Raw genomic sequence first — 14,283 nt, 5'->3', positions numbered from 1 at the left:
CAGATTCATTACGTAAGAAAGAAGAATGGCATGAACCAAACAGTACTCATTACCGGCGGCGCGGGTTTTATCGGACAACGCTTGTGTCGCGCCTTCCTTGGCCAGGGCATGCAGGTGCGCGTGCTGGACAATTTCAGCCCGCAGATTCATGCAAGCGATGTCCTGCCTGACGATCTGGCCGGGAAGGTTGAACTGATCAAGGCCGATGTGCGTGACCGGGATGCGATGAAGCAGGCACTGACAGGTGTGCATGCCATCGTGCACCTGGCTGCCGAAACGGGCACCGGTCAGTCCATGTATGAAATCGACCGCTATTTCAGCGTCAACGTGCAGGGGACCGCCACGATGCTAGATTTGCTGCAGAACGAAGATTGCGCCAAGGACTTGCGCTCCATCGTCGTGGCCTCGAGCCGCGCCGTGTATGGTGAAGGTGCTTACCAGTGCGCATCGCATGGCACGGTGTTCCCGCATCAGCGTACGCGCGAACACCTGTCCGCCGGTATGTTTGAACCCGTCTGTCCTGTCTGCATCAAGCCGGTGGCGCTGTTGCCGACGGCGGAGACGGCGCCTTTCCTGCCGATGTCGATGTATGGCCTGACCAAACAGGTGCAGGAACAGGCCGTGCTGTTGTTTGCGCGTACCCGCGGCATCAACGGTTTTGGCCTGCGCTATCAGAATGTGTATGGTCCGGGCCAGTCGCTGAAGAACCCGTATACCGGAATCCTGGCAGTGTTTTCGAATCTGGCGCGGCAGAATCAACTGATCGAAATCTATGAAGATGGCGAAGAGTCGCGCGACTTTGTGTATATCGACGATGTTGTTGAAGCAACGGTGCGCAGTGTCAACCACGCCGGCCCTTTCGTCGGTGCGCTCAATGTCGGTTCCGGCCAAGCCACCAGCGTGATGACCGTCGCGCAAGAGATCAAGCAATTCTTTAACAGCGATAGCGAGATTACCGTCACCGGCGCATTCCGCGTCGGCGACATTCGCCATAATATCGCCGATGTTTCGGTTGCCGCTGACGTCCTGGGCTTTACGCCAGGCGTACAGTTCAAGGACGGCTTGAAGCATTTCCTGACCTGGGCTTCGCAGCAGCCGGCAGAAGACAAGGCCGCCTATGCGCGCTCGGTCAGTGAACTTGCCGACAAGGGGCTGATGGGCTCCAGCCGTCAACCATGACGTTAAAAAAAACCTTGCTGGCCGATTTGGCGCGGCAATATGCGGCCAATGGCCAGCCTGGCCGCATGCCGGGCATCATGGGCGTGATACTGGGAACCCTGTCGCCCCGCTTCGCGCCGGTGGTAATTTTTCGGCTGTCCCATTGGTTTTACCGGCACAAACTGTCACCGCTGGCCAAGTTGTTTTCATTGCTCAATTTTGTCGTGTTCGGTCTCGAAATCGCCATCCGCTGTGATATTGGCAAAGGCTTGTATCTTCCGCACACTCAGGGCACGGTGATTGGCGTAAACAGCATTGGTGAAAACGCCACGATTTACCATAATGTCACCTTTGGCGCGCGTGAAATCGATGTGAATTTCTCCGAGCAGTCGCGTCCCACTGTGGGCGATAACGTGATCGTCGGTTCCGGCGCCAAGATCCTTGGTGGCGTCATGATCGGCAATGGTGCCCGCGTGGGCGCCAATGCCGTGGTGCTTGCCGATGTCCCCGCAGGCGCTACCGTCGGCGGTATTCCAGCAAAAATTCTCAAGCAAGGCGAAGTCACATGATTCAAAAGGGAGCGCGCGTTTTATTTATTTCTCCGAGGACGTTCGATTACGAGAAAGAAATCAAGGCGGAATTGGAACTGGCGGGCTGTCAAGTCGACTGGCATGATGACCGCCCGGCGTCGACGCCGCTGGTAAAGGCATTGATACGTTTTCGGCCCGAGCTGGTGGCCACCATGTGCGACCGTTATTTCGACCGCATCATTCATGACGCACGTGCCATTGCCTACGATGCCGTGTTTGTCATCAAGGGCGAAGCCATTTCGGCGGAGCGGCTCAGGATGCTGCGCGAAAGCCAGCCAACGGCACGTTTCCTTTATTATTCGTGGGATTCCTTAAAAAATTTCAAGAATGGCGAAGTCAAGCTATCGTACTTTGACAAGGCATACAGTTTCGACCGGCTAGACACCGTCAATATCCCGCACGTGCGGCACCTGCCGCTGTTTTATATCAGTGTGTATGAAGCGATGGCGGCCAGGCAGGCGGAAAAAAACACCAACGATATTGGCATGCTGTTTCTCGGCACAGTGCATTCTGACCGCTACGCAGTAGTCCGGCGCATTGTGGCGGCAGCACGGCGCGCGGGCATGACGCTGCCCGTCTACACGCATTTTTATTATCAAAGCAAATGGGTGATGGCAGTTCGAAAATTGTTTGATCGTGATTTTCGCGCCATACCGTGGAAGGATGTCCAATGGCACTCGCTGAACAAGCAACAGATTCTCGACTTGTTTTCGCGTAGCGAGATCGTGCTCGACATTCATCACCCTGGGCAGACGGGCTTGACGATGCGTACCATCGAGTGCCTGGGAGCCGGTAAAAAAATGATCACGACGAATGCCGATGTCGTCAGCTATGATTTTTACCGTCCCGAGAATATCCTGGTGGTGGACCGCCAGACGACTGACTTGCCCGCGGATTTCTTGCGCACCGCCTACGTCAGTTTGCCTGACGATATGTACTGCCGCTATAGCTTGAGAAGTTGGTTGGCTGAAATTTTTGCCTAGTCAGGCTGAGGGCACTACGGCCAGCTGGTGGCCGTGGTGCTCTCAGCTCGTCTTTTTCCCGTAGCAATGCGGACAAGACACCTCGTACACATATTCCGGCGCCAGTTGCTGGCGCGGGGTGACGACGGCGCGGCAGACGAAACATTGCACGGTTTCCGTCGGTTCCAGTTTCGGGTTCAGGGCCGTGCGGTAGTCGAACACGAAACAGTCGCCCGTATAGTGCTCGCCGCCCACTTCCTCGAAATATTTCAGGATGCCGCCGTCGAGCTGGTACACGCTGTCGTAGCCGATTTCCTTCATGTGGATGGCGGCCTTTTCGCAGCGGATGCCGCCCGTGCAGAAGGTGACGACGGTCTTGCCTTCCAGTTCTTCCTTGTGCGCGGCGGCAACAGCCGGGAATTCCGTGAACTTGTCGATACGATAATCAAGCGTGTTGTTGAACGTGCCCACGTCCACTTCGAAGGCGTTGCGCGTTTCCATCATGACCACGGGTTTGCCCGCGTCGTCCACGCCGGCGTCGAGCCAGCGCTTGAGCGTGTGCGCATCGACGGACGGGGCGCGGCCCAGTTCCGGCTGGATCAGCGGCATGCGCATGGTGATGATTTCTTTTTTTAGCTTGACCAGCATGCGCTTGTGCGATTGCTCATTCGATAAGCTTTCTTTCCATTCCAGATCGGCCAGACGCTCGTCGCTGCGGACCCAGGCGAGGAAGCTGTCGATATGCTCGCGCGTGCCCGACAGGAACATGTTGATGCCTTCCGGCGTCAGCAGGATCGTCCCCTTCAGTTCCAGCGCCAGGCATTGCTCCTGATACAAGGGACGCATGGCTTCCGTATCGGCTAGCGTGATGAATTTATACGCGGCGATATTGACAAACGTGGCGGCCAGCGGGCTGACGGCGGCGGAAACGGCGGGTGTTGCTGGGGTGATGGCTTGCATGATGGCGATCGGCTTAGACTGAACAGCCGATATTATAAGCCCGACAGGCCAGGCCGGATACCCGGTCCGTACGCGCGACGCGGTAGAATAGACCCCATTGAATTTTGCACGAAACGGTACACACAGATGGAAATGGTAATGCAAGAGGCCGGCGCTCCGGCAGGTTCACCGCAAGCCCCGCAAGGGCCCGCCTTCGTCCACTTGCGCGTGCACTCGGAGTACTCGATCGTCGATGGCCTGGTGCGCATCGACGACGTGGTCAAGGCGGCGGCGAAGGACAAGCAGGTGGCGCTGGCCGTCACCGACTTGTCGAACCTGTTTGGCATGGTCAAGTTTTACAAGGAAGCGCGCGGCAAGGGCATCAAGCCCATCGTCGGCGTCGACGTGTGGATCACGAATGACGACAACCGCGAAAAGCCGTCGCGTTTGCTGTTGCTGGCGAAGAATCGCATGGGCTATTTGCAACTGTGCGAACTGCTGTCGATGGCCTGGCTGACCAACCAGTACAAGGGACGCGCGGAACTGCGCACCGAGTGGCTGCAGGCGCTGGCGACGAATACCTACGACCTGTACCCGGGCGAAAGCGCGGCGAATGGCTTGATCGCCCTGTCCGGCGCGCATTTCGGCGATGTTGGTATTGCTATCGAGAATGGCAACCTGGCCCTGGCCGAGCGCAATGCGCAGCGCTGGGCCGAGATTTTCCCCGGGCATTTTTATGTCGAGATCCAGCGCGGCGGCCAGGCCAACCAGGAAGCGCAGGTACGCCATGCGGTGGCACTGGCGGCCAAGCTGGGCTTGCCTGTTGTTGCCACGCATCCCGTGCAATTCATTTCCCCTGAGGAATTTATTGCCCACGAAGCCCGCACCTGTATCGCCGAAGGCGAAATGCTGGCCAACGCCAAGCGGGTGAAACGTTTCAATGACAGCCAGCGCTTCCTGTCGCAGGCCGATATGGCGGAGCTGTTCGCCGACTTGCCCGCCGCGCTGGCCAATTCCGTGGAAATCGCCAAGCGCTGCAATTTGACGTTAGTCCTGGGCAAGCCGCAACTGCCGAACTTCCCCACGCCGCCCGGCATGACGATCGACGAGTTCCTCGTTGCCGAATCGCAGGCCGGCCTGGAAAAGCGTTTGATCCAGCTGTATCCCGATCCCGAGCGCCGCGAAAAGGAGCGTCCGCGCTACGAATCGCGTCTGAAGTTCGAGACGGATACGATTTGCAACATGAAATTTCCCGGCTACTTCCTCATCGTGGCCGAGTTTATCCAGTGGGCCAAGGAAAACGGCGTGCCCGTCGGCCCGGGCCGCGGTTCGGGTGCCGGTTCGCTGGTGGCGTATTCGCTGCTGATTACCGATCTGGACCCACTGCAATACAACCTGCTGTTCGAGCGTTTTCTGAATCCCGAACGCGTATCGATGCCCGACTTCGATATCGACTTTTGCCAGGAAGGGCGCGACCGCGTCATCCAGCACGTCAAGGATTTGTACGGCAAGGAGGCCGTCTCGCAGATCGCCACCTTCGGTACCATGGCGGCCAAGGGCGCGATCCGCGACGTGGGCCGCGTGATGGACTTCGGCTACAACTTCTGCGATGGTATTTCCAAGCTGATCCCGTTCAAGCCGGGTAAACCCGTGTCGATCGCCGACGCCATCGAGGAAGAGCCGTTGCTCAAGGAGCGCCTGGAAAACGAGGAAGAGGTCAAGCAGTTGCTCGAGCTGGCGCAGCAAGTCGAAGGCATCACGCGCAATATCGGCATGCACGCGGGGGGCGTGCTGATCGCCCCCGGCAAGCTGACAGACTTTTGCCCGCTGTACACGCAGGGTGGCGACTCGGGTGTCGTGTCGCAGTACGACAAGGATGACGTGGAGGCCGTTGGCCTGGTGAAGTTCGACTTTTTGGGTCTGACCACGCTCACCATCCTTGACCGCGCCGTGCGCTACATCAAGCAGCTCGATCCCGCGCAAGCCGATTTCGACCTGGCCACCTTGCCGCTGAACGACAAGCCGTCGTACGACCTGTTGACCAAGGCCAAGACCGTGGCCGTGTTCCAGCTTGAGTCGCGCGGCATGCAGGGCATGCTGAAAGACGCGCGTCCCGACCGTTTCGAAGACATTATCGCGCTGGTGGCCCTGTACCGTCCGGGCCCGATGGACCTGATTCCCGATTTTTGCAAGCGCAAGCACGGCGAGCGTTTTGATTACCCCGATCCGCGCACGGAAGCGATTCTGTCCGAAACCTACGGCATCATGGTGTATCAGGAGCAGGTGATGCAGATGGCGCAGATCGTCGGCGGCTACTCGCTGGGCGGCGCCGACATGCTGCGCCGCGCCATGGGTAAAAAGAAGGCCGAAGAGATGGCCGAGCACCGCGAGATCTTCCGTGCCGGTGCGGCCAAGGATGGCTTGACGGCCGCCAAGGCCGACGAGATCTTCGACTTGATGGAAAAGTTTGCCGGTTACGGTTTCAACAAATCGCACGCCGCCGCCTACGCCCTGCTGTCGTACCACACGGCGTATTTGAAGGCGCACCACACGGCCGCTTTCATGGCCGCCAACTTGTCGCTGGCCATGGACGACACGGACAAGATCAAGATCCTGGTGGAAGACTCGCTGGAAATCTGCAAGCTGACCTTGTTGCCGCCGGATATCAACGAATCGGACTACCGCTTCACGCCGAGCGGCGCGGCGCCGTCCGTGAGCGGCAAGAAAGTCACGCAGATCCGCTATGGCCTGGGCGCCGTGAAAGGTTCCGGCCAGAACGCCATCGAAGCCATCATCGCCGCGCGCGAGGCGGGTGGCCCCTTCACCAGTCTGTTCGATTTCTGCAAGCGGGTGGATAAAAAGCAAATTAACCGCCGCACCATCGAGTCCCTGATACGCAGCGGCGCCTTCGACTGCCTGAAGGTCGACCGCGCCATCCTGCTCGCATCCGTGGCGTTCGCCATGGAATGCGCCGACCAGGCCGCCAAGGCGGCGAATCAGGTGAGCCTGTTCGGCGGCGACGACAGCGACATGGTGGCGCCGCCCGAGTACGTCAAAGTGCCCGTGTGGAGTGACAAGCAGCGCCTGACGGAAGAAAAGATCGCCCTGGGTTTCTATCTGTCCGGCCACCTGTTCGATTCGTATGCGCCCGAGGCGCGCCGTTTTGCGCGCACGAAATTGTCTGAATTGTCGCCGTCGCGCGAACCGCGCATGATGGCCGGCGTCATCACGGGCTTGCGCACGCAGATGACGCAGCGCGGCAAGATTCTCATCGTCACCCTGGATGACAAGAGCGGCACGGTGGAAGTGACCGTGTATGGCGAATTGTTCGATGCCAACCGGAAAATCTTCAAGGAAGATGAATTTCTGGCCGTCGTGGGCAAGGTGTCGGAAGACCGTTTCTCGGGCGGCTTGCGTATCACGGCCGAGAGCGCCTTCGACATCATCGCCGCGCGCGTGCAGTATGGCCGCCAGCTGGGCCTGACCTTGCCGGCCACGCTGGACGCCAAGCGTATCCGTGACGTGATCATGCCGCACCGGGCCGAGACGGGCTTGCCGATCGCTGCGCGGGTCAGCCCGCAAGGCGTCAGCTGCGTGCTGCAGTTCGGGGACGAGTGGAAAGTGGCGCCATCGGATGAATTGCAGATGGCACTCGAGCAGATGCTGGGCGCGCAAGAGGTGGCGGTCGAATACTGACCAGCACCGCCCGGCGCGTACAACAAAGCCAAACCGCAGACATGCTGGTTTGGCTTTATTGGTTTACATGTCTTTCAGGCCCGTGATCGCGTAACCCTTGGCAGCGATCTGCTGGTGCGGCTGTTCGATATGATAGTCGGGCAAGATCTCGGCATCGTCGGCCACTTCGCTGGCGCGTACTTCGAGTTGCCAGTCGGTATTGGTCACCTCTTCAGGAATGATCTTTCCTTCCGGCACGGCGAGGTAGGAAAAAATGCCGTCGTGCTCGGCCCGGCGGTAGATGTCTACGCGCATGAATGCCTCCTAGTAAACGTTGGGGGAACCGGCGCACCGTAATGCATACCGATAGCGCTAGCGTAACAGGATTGGGCCGCGCATGGGTTGAAGCGTGTGCCGCAGGGGGCTCAGGCGGCAGCGTAATCGTTGTCTTCCAGGTCGGTCGCTTGCCGTGCCTCGTTGGCGGCTGCCACAGCGCCTGCCGTGGCGACCTGCACCGGGCTGCGATGGGCGTCGAGGCCGCTACGCAGGCTGCCGATCATGGCCAGCGTCAGTTCGTGGCGTTTGCGTGCTTCCGAGCGTTTTTTTGACGGAATGTCTTCCAGGGCAGGCAGGGGCAGGTTTTCGCATGGCAGCTCAAAATCGCCATCCTTGCGTACCTGGGCGCCAAGTTCTTGCCAAAGGGAATTGTAGTCGGCGAACAGCCTGCCCTTTTTGGCGGAATGGTGGACGGCCCGATTGGCGTTGCCTACAAGCACCATGTTGCGGCAGCCATGTTCATGTCCCAGCTGACGCACCAGGCGCACCATCAGGGCCTTGGGGCGCATGCCATGCAGGTCGCGCGTGGCTTCGCGCACCCGGCGCAAGCCTTCCGCGCCGCGCGGACCCTGGAGGCAGCCGATGCCCACGCCCATGCTGGCGCGTGCGCGGGAACCGAAAAAGGAAAACGCGACCGAGTAGATCACATCATCGCCATGCGCCAGTTGCAGCACCATCTCGCCTTCGCGGTCCATCGGTTGTAGCGAACACAGCTGCAGGTGGTAGGGCGCACCCGATTTTCCCGGTACGCTACCCAGGCGCACGGGCGCGCGCGCCGCCTGCGTCATCAACTTGCCCCAGCCTTGTTGCAGGATGAAATGATAGTGCTCGACCAGCAAGGCGACGCGCTGGCGGCATGACAGGTTCGTGCTCAGGTAATGGCGGTACACCTTGTGCATCATGCGCGGATAGGCTTGCAGCAAGTCCTTGAAGACGGGATGGGAATTGAGCAGCTGTAACCAGATGCGCGTCTGCCGGCGCTGAAGCTGCGCCCGCAATTGCAGCTTGAGCAGCTCGCGCACGCGGGACATGCCCGGCTGCATATTGCTCAGGCCCGCATGCAGGGTAATGGCTTGTGTCATCAAAGGGTTCCATGTGTATTTGGATAGGCCGGGTGCCCCCGGTGCTGTGCGGGGCAAGGCGCGATGCATGCATGGAAGGGATGGCCATAGTCGGAAAACCATGTCATCTTATCCATGCCATTCCCCTCTGTAAATTAGCGAAACAGCGTACGGGTTCCCCTTATGTCGCCCCGGTTTTAATAGCGGTAGGTGACATATACGGCGCCGATCGGGGATGTTTTGCGCTGCACGATGGGGCTCTCGGCCGCGTCGCCCATGCGGTGCTCGACGCCGACCAGGGTATTGATGCCCCAGCGCGCATCGAAGCGGTGCTCCCAGTTGACGGTGGCCTGTGCTTCATAGAAACCGCCCTTGGGCGTGTATTGCTTGAACGAAGTATTTGCGGCCTGGGTGGCCGTTACGCCATACATGGTCTGCACGTACTTGCGTTCGCCCCAGCCCAGCTGGCCGCTGATGCTGACGCTGTCCTGCTGCACGCCTTTGGCATCGTTGCGGCCGTAGATCTGGCCTGTTGCGCCGAAATGCACGTTCGCGCCATTTTCGCGATTCGACAGGGGAATGTCGCTCGACACGCTCAGCGACAGGCCCGGCAATGGCGAATAGCCTGCGCTGAGCAAGGCGCTGGCGTTGCCCTTGACTTCACCCATGCCTTTCAGGTAATCGCTGCCGCCGAAACCGTTGACGCCCGTGCGCTTGTGGTCTTCGCGCTTGCCGCGGTAGCCCAGCGCGGCACTATAACTGAAGGACCCAGCCTGGCCGCCATAGCCGATGCCGCGCGAGGTGCTGATGAACAGGCCATTGGCCATGGCATAGTCGAGGATGATCAGCGGCGAAGCCGACAGTTTGTCGGAGCCGGAATAGCTGGACACGGCTGCGACGCCGCCGCCGATGGTGAAGACATTATCCGCAGCCGGTTCGGCCGCCGCGGCGGCCAGGGGGTTCAGGCTCAGGCCGCAGGCCAGTGCCAGCGAGGTCAACAGGGTTGTAGGTGCGTGCATGGAGTTATCCGTCAGGTGGAGAACCGAGTCCGGAGTGGCTCGATTGACTGCGGCTAGTATCGGCCTGTGCCATGAAGGAAAAATGAGCCTTTTATTAAGATTGCATGAAGAGCGCTTCTTTACCCATTCTTCAGCTTGCGGTGGTTTAATACGCCACATGAAGATATTGCTGATAGAAGACGACATGGACCTGGGCAATGGCGTGCGGATTGCCTTGCGCGACCAGGGCATGCAAGTGGTGTGGGTGCGCAGCCTGGAGGATGCTGCGCGCAGCATCGAACACGACAGTTGCGAGCTGGTGCTGCTGGATCTGGGCTTGCCGGACGGCGATGGCCTCGATTTGCTGGCCCGGCTGCGCGCAGCCCGCCTGCCGGTGCTGATCCTCAGCGCCCGCGATACGCTGGAACAGCGCTTGCGCGGCCTCGATGGCGGCGCCGACGACTACCTGGTGAAACCGTTTGTGCTGGCCGAACTGCTGTCGCGCGTGCGCGCCCTGGCACGCCGCAGCTATGGCTTCGATGGCGACACCATCGAGTTGCGCGGCCTGCTGCTGCAGGTGCCCACGCGCCGTGTCAGCGTGCATGGGCGGCCGGTGGAGCTCACCGCCAGTGAATATGCCTTGCTGAAGACCTTGCTGATGCGCGCCAACCGCGTCATCACGCGCCGTGTGCTGGAAGAGCATATCCTGCCCGGTGGCCTGGCCAACGCCAGCAATACCCTCGATGTGCATATGGGTAACTTGCGCCGCAAGATAGGCGAGGGCTATATCCGCACCGTGCGCGGCGTCGGCTATGTCATCGACCAGCAAGGCGAGACATCCACCCCGCCGGGTGCCGGCGCATGATGGGGCGTGTCTGGGCCATGCTGCGCCGGCCTACGCTGCTGCGCCGTTTGATGCTGGCGCAAATGCTGATGCTGACCGTGCTGTGGAGTCTGGCGGTCGCGTATGTGCTGATCGATGGTACGGGCGAAGCGAGCAATGTGGGCCGTGGCGTCTTGCACGCCATTATCAGCGTGGCCGATAACCTGGCCGAGCAGCCGCAGCGACAGGAGCAAAGCTTGCGCGCCATCGACGAAGCCTTGCGCGAAGAGTTTGAAATGGGGAAAGTGCCGGAACTGGCGCCGCGCATCCTGGTCTGGCGCGGCGGCGAGCTGGTCTACAAGTCTCCCGCAGCGCCCAGCGGTATTCGCAGCGCCGGTCCTGATCAGATGGAAGTGATCTACATCAAGGGACAGGCCTGGCGCAGCCGTAGCCTGACTGAGGGGGCCACGCGCGTGACGGTGCTCGAGGTGGGCGGCCCCTGGCAGTTTTTTATCACGATCAATTCACATGGCTATTACCTGCTGCCGCTGCTGATCAGCCTGCCGTTCTTGCTGGTGCCGGCCTGGCTGTCGATCCGTCTTGCCATGCGCCCGTGGCGCAAGGTGGCGCAGGAGGTAGCGGCGCGCGGGCCGCAGGATTTGCGTCCGCTGGCGTTCAAGCCGCCGCATGGCGAACTGGCGGCATTGGTCGACAATATCAACGCCCTGCTGCAACGGGTCGATGCCAGTGCCGCGCGTGAACGCAGCTTCATCGCCGACGCCACGCATGAGCTGCGCACGCCGCTGGCGGCCATGCGCGTGAATGTCGAGGCCTTGCAGGCCCAGGCCAGCGACCCGCGCCAGCAAGAGTTGCTGGACGGCATCTTGAACAGTGGCAACCGTGCCGCGCGCCTGGTGGGGCAGCTGCTGCAGCTGACGCGCAGCGAAGTGCAGGCTGGTGCTGGCGAGCTGCCGCGGCGGCAGGCGCTCGATACCTTGCTGCAAGATCGGCTGGCGGCCCTGTCCGGCCTGGCCCAGGCGGGGGATATCGAGCTCGAGTTGCAGGCCAGCGTTTCGCTCAGCGTGCCCGGACAGCGCGAGAGCCTGGTTTCGCTGATCGATAATCTGGTGGAAAACGCCATCAAGTACAGCCCGCGCGGCAGCAGCGTGACGGTGTCGCTGCATGCGGAGCGGGGCCAGGCCGTGTTGCATGTGGCCGATCAGGGGCCGGGCATCGCGCCGGCGCTGTATGAACGCGTGTTCGACCGCTTTTTCCGTGCGCCGCAGCAGGTGCAGCCGGGCAGCGGCCTGGGCTTGTCCATCGTCGCTTCCGTCGTGCGCCAGCACGGCGGCACGATTCAGTTGCACAGAGGTAATGGCGGCCTGGGCTTGCTGGTGGAGGTGCGCTTGCCGCTGGCCGAGGCCTGAGGGCGCTGGCGCGCCTTGCGACATTGCATGAAGATTATTGCATGTGCTTACAACGCAAGATGACATGGCGTGGCGCACGCTTGCGATGCATAATGCGGGACAGTTAAAAAAACACCGTTATGCGCCCATTCCTGTCCCGCTACCTGCCGTATCCCGCCTTTGTCGGCCTGTATCTGCTGTTTGACTGGGCCACGTACATCGACCCGATGTACGGGCTGAACATCACCCCCTGGAATCCCGATCCCGCGCTGGGCCTGGTGTTTTGGCTGATCCACGGCCGCAAGGCGGCATTGCCGTGGTTTATTGCCTTGCTGGCTGGCGAGGTGCTGGTGCGCGGCACGCCGGCAGGTCTGCCCCTGACCTTGCTCTGTTCGGCGTGGCTGGTGCTCGGCTATGGCGGTATCGGCGCCGCTTTGCGCCGCAGTTTCAGCAGCGGCGATATCTTCGACAACCGGCGCCGCCTGGGTGCCTGGGTCGCCATCGTGCTGTTGGGCACCGTGCTCAATGCGCTCGGCTATATTTCATTGCTGTCGCTCACGGGACGCATACCGGCCGGCGAGTGGGGCACGGCCGTATGGCGTTTCGGCATCGGCGACACGGTCGGCATGCTGGTGTCGATGCCGCTGATCTGGGTACTGTTCAGCGAGCGCGGGCGGGAGCGCCTGCATGCCGCCGTCTGGCGCTGGGAAACCCTGGCGTATCTGGCCCTGGCCAGCTTCGTGCTGTGGAGTGTCTTCGGTTCCATCGTGCGTTCCGAATACAAGCATTTCTATTTCCTGTTTCTTCCCGTGATCTGGGCCGCCTCGCGCCAGGGCCTGCATGGCGCCGTGCTGGCCGTGTTTGTATTGCAACTATGCATCATCACCCTGGTGAAATGGTCGCATGCGGTCGATATTCAGTTTTATGAATTGCAACTGCTCGATGCTGTGCTGGCGCTGGTGGGATTTTTTATCGGCATCGTCGTCGATGAAATGCGCCAGGTGGCTGACGAGCTGAAGCACACGATGCGCCTGGCGGCCGCCGGCGAAATGGCAGCCGCCCTGGCGCACGAGCTGAACCAGCCGCTGACGGCCCTGTCGACCTATGGCAAGGCGTGTGAATACCTGCTGGAGCGGGGCGAGACCGGCGCCTTGCTGCAGGGCGCAGTGGGGCATATGATTGTGGAATCGGGACGCGCCGCAGACGTGGTGCGCCGCTTGCGCGACTTTTTCCGTACCGGCGCGATGCAGCTCGAGGCGGTGGAGGCAAGCGCCTTGATCGAAGGCTTGGCGCGCCAGTTTACGCCGCTGTTCCATGAACATGGCATCGAGCTGCTGCTGGCGTCGCCGTCGCCGCTGGCCGTCAATGCGGACCGCCTGCAAATCGAGCTGGTACTGCGTAACTTGCTGGCCAATGCACAGGATGCGGTGATGGGCCAGCCGCGCGGCCAGCGCCGCATCACGGTCTCGGCCGAGCCGCTCGAGGGTGGCCGGCTGCGCCTGTCCGTGGAAGATAGCGGGCCCGGCATTTCCAACAGTCTGGCCGCACGCCTGTTCGAACCGTTTGTCTCGACCAAGGCCAGCGGCCTGGGGCTGGGGCTGGTGCTCAGCCGCAGCATCGTCGAAGCGCATGGCGGCCAGTTATGGGCCGAAGTGGGCAAGCATGGGATGTTTCGTTTTATCCTGCCCCTGGCGCACGCCAGGGCAGCCGCGACGGGAGAGTGTGGTGACAAGTAATTTGACGGTGTTTATCGTGGACGACGATCCCGCCGTGCGCGATGCGCTGGGTTTGCTATTGGGCATACGCGGCTACCGCACGGCCCTGTTTTCTTGTGGCGAGGATTTCCTGCACAGCTGGCGGCCCGAGTGGGCCGGTTGCCTGCTGATCGATATCCGCATGTCGGGCATGGATGGCCTGAGTCTGCAGCGCCGCCTGCTGGAGCTCAACTGCATGCTGCCCGTCATTATCATCACGGGGCATGGCGACGTGGCGCTGGCACGTCAGGCATTCAAGGCGCAGGCCAGCGATTTCCTGGAAAAACCATTTGACCACGACAAGCTGCTGGCCGCCATCGATGAAGCGTTTTCGCGCGAGGCGCACGCACGCGGCCAGTTGCAGCGCCAGGTGGAAGGGCAAGCCTTGCTGCGCGCCTTGACGCCGCGCGAGCGCGAGGTGATGCAGTTGGTGGTGACGGGCCAGCACAACCGCGATATCGGCCCGGCACTGGGCATTTCCGTGCGCACGGTGGAGGTGCACAAGGCGCGCCTGATGGACAAGCTCGGTGTCGATAATGTGGCCGACCTGGTGCGCATCAGCATGCTGGGCACCGGTTAGC

12 protein-coding genes are annotated in these 14,283 nt (G+C 61.1%); 8 read left to right on the top strand and 4 right to left on the bottom strand.

Features of this window, described 5'->3' with window-relative positions:
• Window positions 1-30 precede the first annotated feature (30 nt).
• The 3 genes from CNX70_RS24600 to CNX70_RS24590 are packed head-to-tail and all read left to right on the top strand — an operon-like array spanning window position 31 to window position 2,731.
• On the top strand, window positions 31-1,179 hold the full coding sequence (locus CNX70_RS24600; RefSeq protein WP_096237688.1) for an NAD-dependent epimerase/dehydratase family protein: 1,149 nt from the start codon (window positions 31-33) through the stop codon (window positions 1,177-1,179).
• Window positions 1,176-1,727: a serine O-acetyltransferase gene (locus CNX70_RS24595; protein ID WP_096237687.1), complete on the top strand. Its 552-nt coding sequence runs from the start codon at window positions 1,176-1,178 to the stop codon at window positions 1,725-1,727. Before CNX70_RS24600 ends, CNX70_RS24595 begins: the two co-directional genes overlap by 4 nt.
• A complete protein-coding gene (locus tag CNX70_RS24590; RefSeq protein WP_096237686.1) occupies window positions 1,724-2,731 on the top strand; it encodes a WaaS/CpsH family glycosyltransferase in 1,008 nt (335 codons plus the stop codon). Before CNX70_RS24595 ends, CNX70_RS24590 begins: the two co-directional genes overlap by 4 nt.
• Before the next feature lie 42 nt (window positions 2,732-2,773).
• Here the strand turns inward: CNX70_RS24590 and CNX70_RS24585 are convergent, their stop codons facing one another.
• A complete protein-coding gene (locus tag CNX70_RS24585; RefSeq protein ID WP_096237685.1) occupies window positions 2,774-3,670 on the bottom strand; it encodes a sulfurtransferase in 897 nt (298 codons plus the stop codon).
• Between the two features lie 126 nt (window positions 3,671-3,796).
• On the opposite strand from CNX70_RS24585, the gene dnaE reads away from it, so the two are divergent.
• A complete protein-coding gene (dnaE, locus tag CNX70_RS24580; RefSeq protein ID WP_425269210.1) occupies window positions 3,797-7,345 on the top strand; it encodes a DNA polymerase III subunit alpha in 3,549 nt (1,182 codons plus the stop codon).
• A 63-nt stretch (window positions 7,346-7,408) separates the two neighbouring features.
• On the opposite strand, the gene CNX70_RS24575 is transcribed toward dnaE, so the two are convergent.
• The 3 genes from CNX70_RS24575 to CNX70_RS24565 all read right to left on the bottom strand — a co-directional run bounded on the left by CNX70_RS24575 (window position 7,409) and on the right by CNX70_RS24565 (window position 9,740).
• A complete protein-coding gene (locus tag CNX70_RS24575) occupies window positions 7,409-7,639 on the bottom strand; it encodes a DUF6139 family protein (RefSeq protein ID WP_071075660.1) in 231 nt (76 codons plus the stop codon).
• A gap of 110 nt (window positions 7,640-7,749) precedes the next feature.
• On the bottom strand, window positions 7,750-8,742 hold the full coding sequence (locus tag CNX70_RS24570) for a VirK/YbjX family protein (RefSeq protein WP_157751266.1): 993 nt from the start codon (window positions 8,740-8,742) through the stop codon (window positions 7,750-7,752).
• 176 nt (window positions 8,743-8,918) lie between these two features.
• A complete protein-coding gene (locus CNX70_RS24565) occupies window positions 8,919-9,740 on the bottom strand; it encodes a MipA/OmpV family protein (RefSeq protein ID WP_157751264.1) in 822 nt (273 codons plus the stop codon).
• 157 nt (window positions 9,741-9,897) lie between these two features.
• Between CNX70_RS24565 and CNX70_RS24560 the strand changes: the two genes are divergently transcribed.
• The 4 genes from CNX70_RS24560 to CNX70_RS24545 all read left to right on the top strand — a co-directional run bounded on the left by CNX70_RS24560 (window position 9,898) and on the right by CNX70_RS24545 (window position 14,282).
• On the top strand, window positions 9,898-10,584 hold the full coding sequence (locus tag CNX70_RS24560; RefSeq protein ID WP_034786469.1) for a response regulator: 687 nt from the start codon (window positions 9,898-9,900) through the stop codon (window positions 10,582-10,584).
• A complete protein-coding gene (locus CNX70_RS24555; RefSeq protein ID WP_096237682.1) occupies window positions 10,581-11,969 on the top strand; it encodes an ATP-binding protein in 1,389 nt (462 codons plus the stop codon). Before CNX70_RS24560 ends, CNX70_RS24555 begins: the two co-directional genes overlap by 4 nt.
• A 119-nt stretch (window positions 11,970-12,088) precedes the next feature.
• Window positions 12,089-13,684: a sensor histidine kinase gene (locus CNX70_RS24550; RefSeq protein WP_096237681.1), complete on the top strand. Its 1,596-nt coding sequence runs from the start codon at window positions 12,089-12,091 to the stop codon at window positions 13,682-13,684.
• Complete coding sequence (locus CNX70_RS24545; protein WP_096238667.1) at window positions 13,674-14,282, top strand: response regulator transcription factor; 609 nt, start codon at window positions 13,674-13,676, stop codon at window positions 14,280-14,282. Before CNX70_RS24550 ends, CNX70_RS24545 begins: the two co-directional genes overlap by 11 nt.
• Window position 14,283: the final 1 nt, after the last annotated feature.

Source organism: Janthinobacterium svalbardense (assembly GCF_002327145.1).
GTDB lineage: Bacteria > Pseudomonadota > Gammaproteobacteria > Burkholderiales > Burkholderiaceae_D > Janthinobacterium > Janthinobacterium tructae.
This window is presented reverse-complemented; position numbering and strand designations above follow the sequence as displayed.

Bases quoted from the DNA above. Each gene is read 5' to 3' on its own strand.
- CNX70_RS24600 (WP_096237688.1), top strand. From the start codon at position 31: ATGAACCAAACAGTACTCATTACCGGCGGCGCGGGTTTTATCGGACAA.
- CNX70_RS24575 (WP_071075660.1), bottom strand. From the start codon at position 7,639: ATGCGCGTAGACATCTACCGCCGGGCCGAGCACGACGGCATTTTTTCC.
- CNX70_RS24565 (WP_157751264.1), bottom strand. From the start codon at position 9,740: ATGCACGCACCTACAACCCTGTTGACCTCGCTGGCACTGGCCTGCGGC.
- CNX70_RS24585 (WP_096237685.1), bottom strand. From the start codon at position 3,670: ATGCAAGCCATCACCCCAGCAACACCCGCCGTTTCCGCCGCCGTCAGC.
- CNX70_RS24595 (WP_096237687.1), top strand. From the start codon at position 1,176: ATGACGTTAAAAAAAACCTTGCTGGCCGATTTGGCGCGGCAATATGCG.
- CNX70_RS24590 (WP_096237686.1), top strand. From the start codon at position 1,724: ATGATTCAAAAGGGAGCGCGCGTTTTATTTATTTCTCCGAGGACGTTC.
- CNX70_RS24555 (WP_096237682.1), top strand. From the start codon at position 10,581: ATGATGGGGCGTGTCTGGGCCATGCTGCGCCGGCCTACGCTGCTGCGC.
- CNX70_RS24550 (WP_096237681.1), top strand. From the start codon at position 12,089: ATGCGCCCATTCCTGTCCCGCTACCTGCCGTATCCCGCCTTTGTCGGC.
- CNX70_RS24570 (WP_157751266.1), bottom strand. From the start codon at position 8,742: ATGACACAAGCCATTACCCTGCATGCGGGCCTGAGCAATATGCAGCCG.
- CNX70_RS24560 (WP_034786469.1), top strand. From the start codon at position 9,898: ATGAAGATATTGCTGATAGAAGACGACATGGACCTGGGCAATGGCGTG.
- dnaE (WP_425269210.1), top strand. From the start codon at position 3,797: ATGGAAATGGTAATGCAAGAGGCCGGCGCTCCGGCAGGTTCACCGCAA.